The organism is Dictyobacter sp. Z7_2 (assembly GCF_057551105.1).
On sequence record NZ_BAAJPE010000002.1, the window covers coordinates 218891 to 234371 of the forward strand.

General features: G+C 46.7%; 9 protein-coding genes. 3 read left to right on the top strand and 6 right to left on the bottom strand.

From position 1 onward, the window contains the following. Positions 1–878 precede the first annotated feature (878 nt). Complete coding sequence (locus AC27N8_RS14500) at positions 879–1547, bottom strand: Chromate resistance protein ChrB (protein WP_487068093.1); 669 nt, start codon at positions 1545–1547, stop codon at positions 879–881. A gap of 337 nt (positions 1548–1884) precedes the next feature. On the opposite strand from AC27N8_RS14500, the gene acs reads away from it, so the two are divergent. From acs to AC27N8_RS14515, 3 genes are all read left to right on the top strand, one after another. Further along, the gene (gene acs / locus AC27N8_RS14505) at positions 1885–3825 is read left to right on the top strand and encodes an acetate--CoA ligase (RefSeq protein WP_487068094.1); all 1941 of its coding nucleotides are present in this window, start codon (positions 1885–1887) and stop codon (positions 3823–3825) included. A gap of 317 nt (positions 3826–4142) precedes the next feature. Next, positions 4143–6221: an arginine--tRNA ligase gene (locus tag AC27N8_RS14510; RefSeq protein ID WP_487068095.1), complete on the top strand. Its 2079-nt coding sequence runs from the start codon at positions 4143–4145 to the stop codon at positions 6219–6221. A gap of 150 nt (positions 6222–6371) precedes the next feature. Continuing rightward, a complete protein-coding gene (locus AC27N8_RS14515; protein WP_487068096.1) occupies positions 6372–7238 on the top strand; it encodes an LLM class F420-dependent oxidoreductase in 867 nt (288 codons plus the stop codon). Positions 7239–7845: 607 nt separating this feature from the next. On the opposite strand, the gene pyrF is transcribed toward AC27N8_RS14515, so the two are convergent. The 5 genes from pyrF to pyrB form a co-directional block, all read right to left on the bottom strand. Then, positions 7846–8709, bottom strand: coding sequence for an orotidine-5'-phosphate decarboxylase (gene pyrF, locus AC27N8_RS14520; RefSeq protein ID WP_487068097.1), 864 nt, complete (start codon positions 8707–8709; stop codon positions 7846–7848). Positions 8710–8775: 66 nt separating this feature from the next. Next, a complete protein-coding gene (locus AC27N8_RS14525) occupies positions 8776–9444 on the bottom strand; it encodes a phosphoribosyltransferase family protein (protein ID WP_487068098.1) in 669 nt (222 codons plus the stop codon). Positions 9445–9488: 44 nt separating this feature from the next. Beyond that, positions 9489–12695, bottom strand: a complete 3207-nt coding sequence (gene carB, locus AC27N8_RS14530) for a carbamoyl-phosphate synthase (glutamine-hydrolyzing) large subunit (protein WP_487068099.1) — start codon at positions 12693–12695, stop codon at positions 9489–9491. Next, positions 12688–13815 (bottom strand): glutamine-hydrolyzing carbamoyl-phosphate synthase small subunit, encoded by a 1128-nt coding sequence (carA, locus tag AC27N8_RS14535; protein WP_487068100.1) that lies wholly within the window; start codon positions 13813–13815, stop codon positions 12688–12690. The genes carB and carA overlap by 8 nt, the downstream gene beginning before the upstream one ends. Before the next feature lie 150 nt (positions 13816–13965). Further along, complete coding sequence (gene pyrB / locus AC27N8_RS14540; RefSeq protein WP_487068101.1) at positions 13966–14958, bottom strand: aspartate carbamoyltransferase; 993 nt, start codon at positions 14956–14958, stop codon at positions 13966–13968. Positions 14959–15481: the final 523 nt, after the last annotated feature.

Consider the following 15481-nt stretch of genomic DNA (forward strand, 5'->3'; position numbering starts at 1 on the left):
AGACCTCTACAAATAATAATACAAAACTCAGACCGTTTGTCTCGCTAAAAGGTATAACATTTGATGATAAATATATCCCCCCCTCAAATTTGCACTTTTTTTCACAGAAAAACAATGAAGCACTTCACAATTTGGCCGGAAAACTGTTCTGATGATATAATCGTAAATTTCCCTGAAGTGATACACACATAGGAGTTTAGGTTAAGAAAGCCAAACATAATCAGCAATTCTATAGTATTTTTGAGCTATCTTTGTGTCAAAATCTCAACAGACAAAAATGCGATCAGCGGCAAACCAGGCACAAATATTTCAAGTGTCGTAGATTTTACTTATTTTGAGAAATACAAGCAAGCCTATTCAAGAAAGTATCTCAGCATGAGCGACAATCATCATTTAGATTATAACAAAAAAAGACCAACCTTATACAGGTCAGTCCCTTTTTGTTTTGTTTTTTGTGCTCAGTGCCCAAAGATGAAATGGAGGGCTAGCGCGAGACCAGCAGATGAAAGGAGAGAAAGTAACATATAGAGGCGATATCGTGCATAACGTGCTTTCTCATCAATTGCAATAGCTTTTGCACCACTCGATCTTCGATCCTGGTTGAATCTTTGCATTGTCCTTCCCCCTGATATCAAAAAGTAGGAGGGTGGCCTACTTATTACAACATTTGTTAACTATCTTCATATACGATCAAAATAAGATTATGGTTGTAGTATTTTGAGTTTACACTATCAGAGAGTAAAAAGCTATGGTTTTGTAAGTACAATTATACTAAATAACTATTCACCCTTCCTCTAGACGATGATTCTGTATAGAAGAAGCAAGCTAAACCATCACGACTACACTTGCCTGATTCAAATCACGATGATGAGGAAAGATCAAGATGGGCGTATTGACAACGTGGCATCAGAGAGCGATGATGAGGCTTCTTCACAAGGAGATGACGTTTTTTCTTCCTTAGGAAGGTAAATCCATTCGTAGTTCATTTCTAACAGCCGTCGAGCTTTCACAAAATCTCGCACTTGCAGAATGCGAAAGACCTGCTCACAAAGTGCGATAGATTCTGCTGCGGACGCTCGTGCAATGGCTGTATATGATCCCAGCACATCGTGACGCTTGGCCGTGCGGAAAGACAGATGCACTTTTTCTAACACTTCTGAAAACTCGCTCTGGAGATCCTCATTCCATTCTTGACGCTCTACCAAGGCGACAGCATTGCTTAATAAGCGAGCACAGACGTCGACAGCTTTATTATAATCAGCATTCCGGCAATCCAGAAGAGCATGTAAGATACGTTGCTCATCAGCCACATCCAGTGCCACCACCGAGAAAATACTGGCCTCCCCACCCATTTCATGGATATCCTGAGTCAACTGGCGAAAATGCTTCTCGACCTCTTCAGAATACGGTAACAGATAGACAGAATTCTGTAGAGCGTACGCACCCAGATTTTGCAAACGCCGCCATACCCATACGCGTTTCTGCGATGGTTCACTGGGAACGCGATAGGTTAATTGCAACCAGCGCATCACTCCATGCTCTTGCATATCCACTACTCCTGCGAGAAACAAAAGAAACATCTTTGTATCAAGAGTTACTAATCACTGCTATCGTACTCTAAAAAAAGAGACAAAGTCAAGCAGCAAAACCATTTTATACAGCCTCGCTCTTTACTTATAAGAATATGATAGAATTAAATTTAACGAAGGGAAAGCATTAGTGCAGAATGGTAGGTAGATACTTCGTCAATAACTCAACTATCAAACTATGTCGTACATGGACATTGAAACTGTAACGCCACCTGTTCTACAATGGGGTAATTCTCTGGTTGGCCTCGGAAAAAGTTCCGTACAGTCCTTTTTGTATTGAGGAGGATACATCGGCATGAATAATAATCTTTTCGAAGACACCGATTCGATTCTATCTGAAGAACGTCTTTTCCCTCCTACCGCTGAGATGGTAGCAAACGCCAATATCACCGCTTACATGAAATCAAAAGGCTTTGACAACTATGAAGACTTTTATAAATGGTCACTAGCCAATCCCACTGAATATTGGGATGATTTGGCAAAGGAGCTTCATTGGTTTGAGCCATGGCAAAAAACCTTCGAATGGACCACGAAACCATTTTTCCAGTGGTTTGTTGGTGGCAAAACCAATATTGTCTATAATTGCCTTGATCGCCATATGGAGACTCCTGTACGCCACAAAGTAGCTTTCCACTGGGAAGGCGATGATGGTGAGACGCGTTCGATTACCTACGAGCAACTCTATCAAGAGACAAACCGCTTTGCAAAGGGACTGCAAAACATTGGCCTCAAAAAAGGCGATCGGGTTGCTATTTATATGCCCGCCGTCTTAGAGCAGGTCATTGCTGTGCTCGCAGTTGCGCGTCTCGGAGCGGTCCATACGGTAGTCTTTGGTGGATTTGCAGCCAATGCTCTCCGTGACCGTATCATCGATGCGCAAGCGAAGCTTGTCATTACCGCCGATGGTAACTATCGCGGAGGCAAGCTGATCAAGCTGAAGCAGATCGCCGATGAGGCAGTCGCAGAGACACCTACCATCGAAAAAGTTGTCGTCTATAACCGCCAGAAACTCGACGTCCCCATGCAAGCGGGACGTGATATCTACTGGCACGATCTCCTCGCCGATGTCCCAGAAGATACGGTTGTCCCCTGCGAACCCATGAGCAGCGAAGATCTCCTTTTTATCCTCTACACCAGCGGCAGCACCGGCAAGCCTAAGGGAGTCGTACATGTCCAGGGAGGGTACTCAGTTGGTGCTTACGCTACCACCAAATTTGTCTTTGATATCAAGGATGACGATATTTACTGGTGTACTGCCGACGTTGGTTGGGTAACAGGTCACAGCTATATCATTTATGGCCCTCTAATGAATGGAGTAACGAGTGTCCTCTTTGAAGGAACTCCAGCCTATCCCAATCCTGATCGCTGGTGGAGTGTCGCCGAGCGTTTCAAAGTCAGCATTCTCTATACATCGCCTACAGGCATCCGCGGCTTGATGCGCTTCGGCGAAGAATGGCCAGCCAAACATGACCTCTCTCATCTACGCTTGCTCGGCTCTGTTGGAGAGCCCATTAACCCGGAGGCCTGGATGTGGTATCGCCACAATATTGGTCATGATCAGCTTCCTATTATGGATACATGGTGGCAGACAGAGACTGGCTCCATTTTGATTAGCCCCACAATCATCCAACCATTAAAGCCTGGTAGCGCCACGCGACCTATGCCAGCCATTGAAGCTGACGTCGTCGATAAAAATGGTCAATCGGTTGGACTGGGTAAAGGTGGATTCCTCGTTGTACGTCATCCATGGCCCAGCCAGATGCGCACCATCTATAACGATCCGGACCGCTACCGCACTTACTGGGAGACCATACCTGATGTCTACTTTGCTGGCGATGCTGCTACTATCGATCCGCAGGGGTATATTCGCGTGCAAGGTCGCGTCGACGATGTGATTAAAGTGAGTGGACATCGATTAGGCTCCATGGAGATCGAATCGAGTCTGGTCAGCCATCCAGCCGTCGCCGAAGTCGCCGCCATTGGCAAGCCAGATGAACTTAAGGGTGAACATGTGAAGGTCTTCGTTATTCTCAAAAATAACTTTGAGCCATCCGAAGAACTCGCCAAAGAGCTCAAACTACACGTACGTGCAACTGTCGGCGCACTGGCCGTACCCGACGAGCTAGAGTTCACACCAAGCCTACCTAAAACGCGTTCGGGTAAAATCATGCGTCGCGTGATTCGTGCGAGAGAACTGGGAGAGCCGATTGGCGACATCAGCACACTGGATGCCTGATTAATAGATAGAAGAGATGCTTGAACCATTCTGCCTCGTTACACACAAGAGATGCTTGGTCTTAGAGATCGAGCATCTCTTCCGCGTTTTCTGCCCGCCAGAAGGCTAATCATAGGCAAGGAGTAGAGAAATCGCTCAAAGTGATAAGATTAGGCTATAGCAAGTAGAATAAAGCGTGAAAAAGACGCGATTACAGCCTGGAACAAGAATAGTAATTACACATGAGGCAGTTTAAGTTGCACTTACTCGATGCTTGACCACAGACACAACCTACGCTATAGTAAAGTGCAACATCCAGGTTGAAGAGAGAGGGAATAATGACTGTATCTAATGAGGCACATGCTATGACAGACTCGACGCCGCAAGATATCTACACGTATCTTAACGGCCTGATGCAACAAGCCGTTGTAACATATCTTGAACAAGAACATATCGACTTTGACACGACACAACTACCTATAGATTTACGTCTTTCAGCGCAAGCTAGTTTTGGTGATTATTCTATTCCCGTAATGGCCTGGGCAGGAAAACTCAAGCGTCCTCCATTAAAAATTGCGGAGGCATTGCAAGCGATTCTACAGACGAATCCGCAGCCTTCTATAGAAGAGATTACAGCAACGAAACCTGGCTATCTTAATTTTCGCCTGAGCCGCTCTTCTATAGGCAAGCAGATCGTGGCGCGTGTCCTTGATGCTGGTCCTGACTACGGACAGCGTACGACCAGTATCGGCACCAAAGTCATCGTCGAGCACACAAATATTAATAGTAACAAAGCAGCGCACGTTGGTCACCTACGCAACTCATGCATTGGAGACACAGTCGTCCGCATGCTACGCTCGCAAGGATATCAAGTTGAAGCTGACAACTATATCGACGACTCTGGTGTCCAGGTTGCGGACGTAGTCGTTGGCTTCACCATGCTTCAAAAAGGACTGCTTCATCTCGCAGAAGGAGATGAGCAACTCCCCGACGAATCATTTGATTATTACTGCTCACGTGTCTACACGACTGTAAGCAAAACGTATGACGATAAAGAATCTGAATTGGGGCAAACCACCGCACGTCTACGCAAAGAGGTCCTGCACGCAATTGAACACGGAGACGATGCCGAAGATGGCTCAGACTATCCAGCAATGGCCGCTGATGTCTCTCACAAAATCGTACAAGCGCACCTCAAGACGATGTCTCGTCTCAACATCACCTACGACTTACTTCCCTGGGAGTCTGCCATTCTTCATGCCGGACTCTGGCAACACACATTCGAAATGCTCAAAGAGCATGGATTGCTGGAAAAACCTGAGACAGGCCATGCGGCCGGTTGTTGGATTCTCCCCTTTGGCGAGGGAGATACGCAAACAAACGAAGGTGATCATTCCAGCGATAAAATCCTCGTGCGCAGCGATGGTACGGCAACGTATACGGCGAAAGATATCGCCTATCAGCTCTGGAAGTTTGGCCTCGCGGACCAACTGGGCGTAGAATTTCACTTTGTGCCCTGGGGTATTCAGCATGATGGGCGCAAACTGTGGACGATGCGCACACCTAACGATCCTATCCTAAAAAGCATCGCTGAGGAAGCCCCGGCCACCAGGTTTGGACACGCCAAAAGAGTCATCAACGTCATTGATACAAGACAATCCTATTTACAGCAAGTTGTCTATGAAAGCCTGCGGCGCCTGGGATACTCAGAACAATCCGATAACTCAACGCATCTCGCCTATGAAGTTGTCACACTTTCGGCGGCGACCGCCGCCAGCCTCGGCATTGACACATCAGATGGACGCGAATACTATGCCATGTCAGGACGCAAAGGCATTGAGATTAAGGCCGATACCTTGATCAATACAGCGATCGCCCGCATGAAAGAGGTCAGTCATCAAGAGAACAAAGATGACCTTACGGATGAAAAAGCAGCCATTTTAGCCTCATCGGCGATTCGCTACTTTATGATTCGCTTCAATCTTCAACAAACGATTGTGCTGGACATCGACGACGTCTTGCGCAAAAATGGTGATACTGGTGTTTATCTGCAATATGCAAATGCGAGAGCCAACAGTATCTTACGGCGTGTACGGGATACCGGATATGAAATTCCATCCGAACTGGATCAGCTACCAGAGAATTTAGAGCAAAGCGAATGGGATCTTTTACGACATATTGAGGTCTATCCGCGCCGTCTGGCAGAGTACACAGAACAGCTCACACCAGCAATGCTTGCCGCATATGCTTACGACCTGGCATCACACTTTAATGACTTTTATGAGCATACCGCGCCAGTACTTAAAGAATCCGATGAACGCATCAAAGCCTTCCGGGCCACGCTGGTACAGGCCACAGCCCAGACCATGAATAACGTCCTACGCGTCCTCGGCTTCGAGCCCCTGGATCGCCTCTAAGAGAACAGACACTGGCGAGGCTAGCAATAGTCTCGCCACCCCATCCCACTTAAATATCCTTCCTTGCACATACCCTGGACGTGGGGTAGACTGAAGAAGCGCCCACATCCTTCATTATTCACCCACACAGTGCAAAGGAGAGTAATCCTTATGACTCACCTGAGTTTCGGCATCAAGACCGCTCCTCAATGGACTACGTATGAAGATATGCTTGCAATCTGGCAAGCGGCAGACGCAGAGCCTACACTGGAGCATGCCTGGCTATTTGATCATTTTTATCCACTCACTCCCGATATGACCGGCCCCTGCCTGGAAGGCTGGACCGTACTTTCAGCCTTCGCAGCTATTACAAATCGCATTCGCCTGGGTCTGATGGTAACAGGAAACACATATCGCCATCCAGCGGTGCTTGCCAACATCGCCGCCACAGTCGATGTGATCTCCAAAGGACGGCTCGATTTTGGCATAGGTGCCGGATGGAATCAGTGGGAGCACGAGGCTTATGGTATAGAGCTCTACAAGACAGGAGAGCGCATTCGTCGCTTAGGAGAAGCCTGCGAAGTCATCAAGCTACTCTGGACAGAAAAGGCAGCCACATTCGACGGAAAATATTATCATCTCAAAGATGCATACTGCGAACCTAAGCCCATCCAAAAACCCTATCCTCCCTTCGTCATTGGCGGTGGAGGGGAGAAGCTCACCTTACGTATCGTAGCTCAGTACGCAAGCGTCTGGAACATGGCTGGAGGCACAGTCGAAGACTTCAAGCATAAAAGCGCAGTTCTCGATGAACACTGCGCCACCATTGGTCGTAATCCAGCCGAAATTGCCCGCTCAGTGCAAGTAACTATCGTCCCCGACAATCTTCAAGAGACCTATGATAATGCCCAAAACTTGATCAAAGCTGGGGCCAATCATATTATTCTTAACTTACGCCCACCCTATCCGGAAGGGATTGTGCGCCGACTCGTGACAGAAATAGTTGAGCCCCTCAAAGCTGAACTTGAACACGCTTAAGTTCCTCATTTTGATAAAGTTTTATGCGTCTAATCCTGGTCTTCAGGATTAGACGCATCCTCTGCTTTTAGAGACTTCAGAAATAAATCCTCAATTCTTCAACTGCTGTGATTATTTAAGCATACATACGTTATATATTCGAATAAATAAAATCATGGGAGATAACCAAATATTTTCTCATGTATTGCATGGAGGGCAAAAACGATTGTCTTATTTAATACGTCAGCTCTACTATTATATTTATATCAATAGTAAACCTTCACATCAAATCATATTTGGAATAGTATTCATACCATTAGGTATAGTCATATGCTATTTAGCAATCTATGGCGATCCAACTGGTTACTATCCATTTTTTATCTTCGCAGGAGTTTTATGCTCGTTTTTAGGTATATCGCTAATCGCCAAGGGAGTACGTGGGTTCAAAAAGATCAAGTCGAACCTACTCACTCTACAAAACACAGAACAATACGCTCCAAATTCAACACAAACGTATGAATAAGTTCCCCGCAATCATAATTAAATGACTTCACGGCTATCCAGGAATATATAAATGGAGAGAAAGCGCTATGCTCTCTCTCCCACTTCATCTCATATATCTTATCTTTTACTGACGATGGATATTTATCTCTGTTCGCAGAGCCCCAGTCGCTTTTCTAGCTGCCTGAGCGAAGTCTGGTCCATTTGAGGCATAGATGATACCCCGTGAAGAATTAATGATCATCCCTTGATCGTGACTATCTTTGCCAGCCTTCACTGTGGCCTCCACATCGCCTCCCTGAGCACCAATTCCAGGGATGAGCAAGGGTAGATCACCCACGACTGCACGTACGCGTCTCAGCTCCTCTGGATAGGTTGCTCCAACCACCAGAGCACAATTACCATGCGTATTCCATTGCCGGGCCACATTGCGTGCGACAACAAGGTACAGCGGCTCCTGTGCTTCTCCCACCAGCAAATTTTGCAGTTCGCCCGAACCAGGATTAGAGGTTTTTGCCAGCACAATGATGCCCTTATCGGCACGTGCCAGAAATGGTTCCAGAGCCTCTTTACCCAGATAGGGATGAACAGTAATGGCATCGACATGCATCAGATCAAAGGCTGATGTAACATAGCCAAGGTTCGTATTTCCAATATCCGCCCTTTTAGCATCCAGTATAATTGGAATCTCGGGATATGTTGCCTTACAATAAGCAATTATCTGCACCAGGACAGCAATACCATCGTCCCCTAATGCTTCATAAAATGCACTATTTGGCTTATACGCACAAACTTGATCGTGTGTCGCATCGATGATGGCACGCAGAAACACATTAAGTGCTTCTGCTTTCGATCTACCCTCTTTCACGGATGCAGGCAAACGCTCATATTCAGGGTCCAGACCAACACATACAAAATTTCCACCCTGCCATCGTTGCTCAAGCAGAGATTGAAATGTTGTAGCAGTTCGAGGCTGCTGTTGTACACTCATAATGGGATGCACCTCCCTATCAGATATCCATATAGGCACCGCAATGGAATCATTTCATTACTTTGCTTAAGCTTGGGCCTTTTGACGAGCCAGAAAAGCGCGTCCTTTACCCAGCTCAGTATTAATAGGCACATTTTGCTGGCAAAAAGGACATTCTGTCTCGCTATACGTCTGAAGCGATAGTGCGATCAGAGCATGAATAGGCACATCACCTACATCTGTAGGTTGGACGTTTCCACGGTTGCAGAGAGCACTAACGCCAATCACGTTTCCGCCATGACGTCGTACGAGATCCACCACCTGCCGTGCTGATCCGCCGGTGGTGAGTACATCCTCTACAACCAGAATATTTTTATCCGCAATATAGTGATCATAGCCACGATTAAAAGCGAACTGCTTATCCAGGCTATCACTACCTTTTTCAGCAAAGATCGCCAGTGTCTCACCAGAAGTTCTCTTCTGATTAAATTCATGCGCGATCCACTGGGAAAGGACCACCCCCCCGATGACTGGTCCGACGACAATATCGATCTGATCAGCCTTATAAGGCCGAGCCATCCGCTGGCAAAGCTGTGCAATGACTTCAGTATGCAGATAAAGCGCATCTTTATTTACATAGACCGAACTATGGCGTCCAGAACTATACACGAAGTGACTATCACCAATGATAGCACCGACATCAGCAAACAGCTGCATGATCTTTGGATCATTCACCTGCGTTGTTCCCTGTTCCATGACTGCCTCCTGGCAATATCTTCCCTTACGGGTCGTCATCACAACTAACCTGCCTGATATTCATTCCAAGACTTAATCGGAATGGTAGCTAAATCTTTCTCGGCAAGCGCCTTAATAAAGAGACGAGCCTGTTTAAGTTTGGTAAAGAGAGGGATATTATGATCGACAGCATAACGACGCATCGCATAATCATCATCCAACTCTTTATTAATATGCCCCTCTACAATGTTAATCGCCACATCAATCTTGTTATCAGCAAAGTACGTCAGCACGTTCGGCGATTTTTCCTCATGGATCTTATACAGCATCGTTGAGTCAACACCATTTTCTCGTAAGAACGCGCTTGTCTTCTCGGTTGCATAGATAGGTACATTGAGAGTACGTAGCAGGCGTGCGCTCTGTAAGAACTCTGCCTTCTTCTCATCCCCACCCAGGCTAATGAAAACGCCCTTCCTGGGAATAGTACCACCTGTCGCGAGAATGGCCTTAAGATAGGCATCCTCAAGATCGGCACCAAAGCAGGCCACCTCGCCCGTTGAGGACATCTCCACCCTCAGCACAGGATCGGCACCAGTCAGACGAGAGAACGAAAATTGTGGTGCTTTGACGGCAGTAAATTTTATCGGTGGAATTTCAACCGTCGGAATATTCTCCTGGAAGAGAGCATCCACAAACAGTTCAATAAAGTTCACGCCAGTTACTTTCGAAATGAAAGGAAAAGTACGCGATGCTCGAAGATTCACTTCAATCACATATACCTGATTATCTTTGGCTAGAAACTGCATATTGAAAGGGCCAGTGATCTTCAAAGCTTTGGCAACAGAGCGACAGACTTCCTCAATCCGAGCTTTCGTCGCAGCATTAAGCGTCTGTGGAGGCAACACAATCGTCGCATCTCCGGAATGGACGCCAGCATTTTCGATATGCTCAGAGATCACAAAAACCTTGACATCACCTTGTTGCGCCACTGCATCCAACTCGATCTCTTTGACTTTGCGCATAAACTTGGAGACCGTTACAGGATGCTCAGGAGAAACAGCAGCAGCTTCCTGAACATAACGTTCAAGCTCGGGTTGATTATAACAGACCTTCATCGCACTACCAGAGAGCACATACGAGGGACGTACTAACACCGGAAAGCTGACACGTTCAGCAAAGCGTGTCAGCTCTGCCACATCGGAAAAACTATCCCACTCTGGTTGACGAATCTCAAGTGAATCAAGCAAAGCAGAGAATTTATTGCGGTCTTCAGCACGATCGATATCGGTTGCATCAGTTCCCAACAGATGAAAACCATATTTCTGCAACGCTCGCGCTCGATTGTTCGGCGTCTGTCCACCAACAGAAACGATCACACCCAAAGGCGCTTCAAATTCGCAGATATCCGCGATGCGCTCAAATGTTAGTTCCTCAAAATAGAGGCGATTTGAGATATCATAATCCGTTGAGACCGTCTCAGGATTACAATTAATCACAATTGAGTTTTTCTGATACTTACGCAGTGCCTGGACCGCACTAACCGAAGTCCAATCGAATTCGACCGAAGATCCGATACGATAAGGGCCAGAACCAATCACAACAACACCCGTTTCACCAGTTGGTGTCACGTCATTATGCTGTCCATTATATGTAGTATACAGATAATTAGTTTCAGAAGGAAACTCTGCTCCCAGGGTATCGATCTGGAAGACAGATGGTAGCACACCCGCCTGCTTACGGATAGCCCGCACCTCTAAGCCAGTCATATCCAGAATCTCGCCGATGCGCTTATCGGATATACCAGCCTGCTTCAACGTACGCAACAGGGCCGGCGTCAACTCTGGGCGCGCCAACAAGTTTTCTTCGAGTCTGACAATATGCTTAATACGTTGCAAGAACCAGAGATCAATGCCAGTTATCTCATGAATGGTTTCGAGACTATATCCATGACGTAGCGCTAACGGCAAAACAAACATCCGCTTGGGAGTTGGCGTATACAGATACTTACTGATCGCCTCATCTACAGACTCGGCGGTCGGTGTCAAAGCAAAGACCTTTTCAGACGTTGCGCCCTCAAAGTCCAGATCCAGCATACGAATAGCTTTCTGATAAGCCTCCTCAAAGGTACGCCCGATCCCCATCACCTCACCAACCGACTTCATTCCGGTACCAATTGTCTCATCCACGCCTTTAAACTTATCCAGATCCCAACGAGGAATTTTCACCACCACGTAGTCCAGGCTGGGCTCAAAGCACGCTCTCGTCACGCCAGTTACATGATTAGTCAGTTCCGTCAGGCCATAGCCCAGAGCCAGTTTCGCCGCGACATAGGCCAGTGGATACCCGGTAGCTTTGCTGGCCAATGCGGAGCTACGCGAGAGGCGAGCATTGACCTCAATTACTGAGTATTCAGAGGTGAGAGGATTAAGCGCATACTGCACATTACATTCGCCCACAATCCCCAGGCTACGCACAATCTTCACCGAAGCCGAGCGAAGCATATGATATTCAGCATTCGTCAATGTCTGACTGGGCGCGATCACGATCGACTCGCCTGTATGGATACCCAGAGGGTCCATATTCTCCATATTACAGACGGTAATACAATTATCAAAGGCATCGCGTACTACTTCATACTCAACTTCTTTATAATGATGTAAGTATTGCTCAATCAAGACCTGTGGAGCAAAGGCCAGCGCACCATTGACAATGTTTTCCAGTTCCTGACGATCTTTCGCGATACCTGATCCCTGCCCACCGAGAGCAAACCCGGCGCGTACCATGACCGGAAAACCAATCTCTTCGGCAATCGTGAGAGCATCATCGAGCGTCTCAGCGGTCCGGCTCTGTGGCGTCGGAATAGAGATGGTACCAAGATGCTCGGCAAACTCCTGGCGATCTTCGGTCAAGATGATCGCCGAAATCGGAGTGCCCAGAATTTGTACTCCATATTTTTCCAGAATGCCTTCCCGATATAGAGCAATTCCGCAATTCAGTGCGGTCTGTCCTCCAAAGGAGAGCAGAATACCATCCGGACGCTCCTTCGCGATAATTTTCTCCACGAAGAATGGCGTGACTGGCAGGAAATAGACCTCATCGGCCATCTCCTTCGATGTTTGGATAGTTGCAATATTAGGATTCACCAGTACAGTGGCAATTCCCTCTTCTTTTAATGCCTTAAGCGCCTGTGATCCAGAGTAATCAAATTCGCCGGATTGCCCGATTTTAAGAGCTCCAGCGCCAAGCACCAATACTTTGCCTGGCTTATTCATGTTCGCCCCTTACCCTCTCCAAAAAGTAGTCAAAAAGCCAATTTGTATCCTCAGGTCCAGGAGCGGCCTCCGGATGAAATTGAGCCGAAAAGAAAGGAAGATGAGTATGTTTAATCCCCTCATTACTTCCATCATTTGCGTTAACAAACCAGGGTTCAAAATCTGTCGGCACTGTACCGACCGCAAAACCATGATTCTGCGTGGTGATATAGCAGCGTTTCGTCCCCTGCAAGATAGCAGGTTGGTTCTGTCCCCGGTGACCAAACTTCAACTTATATGTATCGCCACCCGCTGCCAGTGTAAGAATCTGATGACCCAGACAAATCCCCATTGTCGGGATGTTACGCTCCATGGCTATACGAATTGTATCGATCGTTTTCGTCAGTAACTTTGGATTGCCTGGCCCATTAGAGATCAGGATACCATCAAAGTCGAACGGACACGTCTCCGAGAACAGATCATAATCCCACGGAATGGTGATCACACGCACATGCTTTGTCAACAAGCTGCGCAAGATATTTCTCTTCGCACCGCAATCGACCAGGACAATGGTAGTATCGCCCTCGCCATCATCTTGGACTTCCGTACTCGACACCCGAGCCACGAGATTCTCCGTATTCGGGTCCCAGAACTCTATATCCTCATCAAACACTATCTTCCCCAACATTGCCCCATGCGTTCGGATATGTTGTGTCAGCATGCGTGTGTCTTTGATTTCCAGGGCGGGTATGCCTTCACGCTCCAACCAGGCTCCCAGGCTCATTTCGCTCTGCGGATGTGAAGGAGTGTCCACATAATTCGACACGATCAACCCTGATACATGAATATGATCATCTTCCCACAATGACTTAGCGGGCACACCATAATTCCCCATAATGGGAAACGTCATGGTTAGAATCTGACCTGCAAAAGAAGCATCAGTTAGTGCCTCAGGATAGCCAACCATCCCGGTACAGAAGACTACCTCACCGGCTGCCGCCCCTCGATAGCCAAATGACAGGCCTTCGAAGCGTGTCCCATCTTCCAGGACTAAAGCTCCATATGTCGGAGTAAGACTCTCGTGATCCTGCTCAGACTGTGTTGCTTCAAGCAGACCACCGGTAATACTTTTATTAGACATGGATTATTCCTCTCAAACGTGATAAATTTCCAGAAAAATCCGCTCCTAGATCAGGCTATCAAGCGCCGTGTGGAGCGGACACACGTACATGGATTATGACAAACATTGCGTAGCAAGCAAAAAAAATGCAAGATACTTTATGAATGTGAATTATATTCTTCCTAACACAAGTGCCATCAGAGCCATCCGTGTATACAGGCCATTTCTAATCTGTGAGCGCAAATAGACTGCCCGTTCATCTGCATCCACAGCCGGATCAACCGATCCAACCCGCGGTAGAGGATCCATCAAAATCATCTCCCGCTTCGCATAGCGATCCAGAAGTTCGGGTGTAGCTACCACAATCTCATGCTGAGCCTGCTGATACTCTTCAAGTGAAGCAAAACGCTCCTTCTGTACACGCGTCCAATACCAGAAATCGCAATCTTGTGGAATTTCCTCTGCCCGATGAATTTCAATCAGACGCACTCCACGATCCTGTAAGCTGACATAATCATCGCGTGTCAGACTCAAGCAGTTTGGCGACAGGATATACATCGTATTGTTGCCGTACAGCGAGAGACCTCGCAGCAAAGAATGGATGGTACGACTATTCAACGCATCACCAGCCAGTAAGCCAGTCAAATTGTGCAAGCGCCCAAAGCGCTCATAGAGCGTATACATATCCAACAGCGTCTGTGTAGGGTGTTCATTATTACCATCACCGGCATTAATCACTGGCACAGACTCAGCAGCATACGCAGCCTGCTTGGCCGCACCAGAGATACGATGTCGTAGTACGATCGCATTGGTATATGCCTCCAGCACTTGAATGGTATCTTCAAAGGTCTCGCCTTTTGAGACTGAAGAAACAGATTCTGGATTCTGCATCTCCAGGGTCTGACCTCCCAGGCGTTTGACTGCGGCTGCAAATGAATTAAACGTCCGACTTGAGGGCTCAAAGAAGAGCAATCCCACTAACAATCCCTCTAATAGGCGTGAAGGCTCATTATTCACCGCAATCCGCTTCATCTGATTCGTCACATTGAACAAAAGGCTGAAATCTTCCACTGAAAACTGATCCAAAGAAATGATATCCTTACCCTGAAAGCAACCTCTAATCATCTCAATTTCCGGCTGTGGACGTGATGTGACTTGATACATAGAACCTCCTCAGGTCAGACATAACAATAGGTTGACAGGTCATCCCCTTCTTCCTCGCCAGTGCAACAATTCTCCCTTGATCATTGCCTTATCAAGAAAACCTTTACAGTCATGCAAATTCTTTGCAAAAAAAAATTCCTCACCCCTAAAATAAAAGGGGTGAGGAAAAAATAGTTTTCCTGAGAGAAACGGCACCGGGTCCATCATGAAAGTGAATCGAATGAAATATCTTTTGCATTGCTATGCTGATATTTCTCAACTTCTTGCCCATGTAGATGCCGTGTCCTTTGCATAAAAACTAATTGGGATCTGTTTCAAATTGTTACGAGTATACCTTATCAAATTCATCTCTGTCAAGCAGATTTGACCAATGTTCTATGAGATTATATAGAGAGAACCACTATAAACACTATGCCAGAGAGCAATGTAATCATCCTCATCCTATTGCTTTTACTGTAAAAGACAAAATTGAACGCACCACATAACCACAAAAAAGTCGCGTTGATTACTCCAGGTTATATAT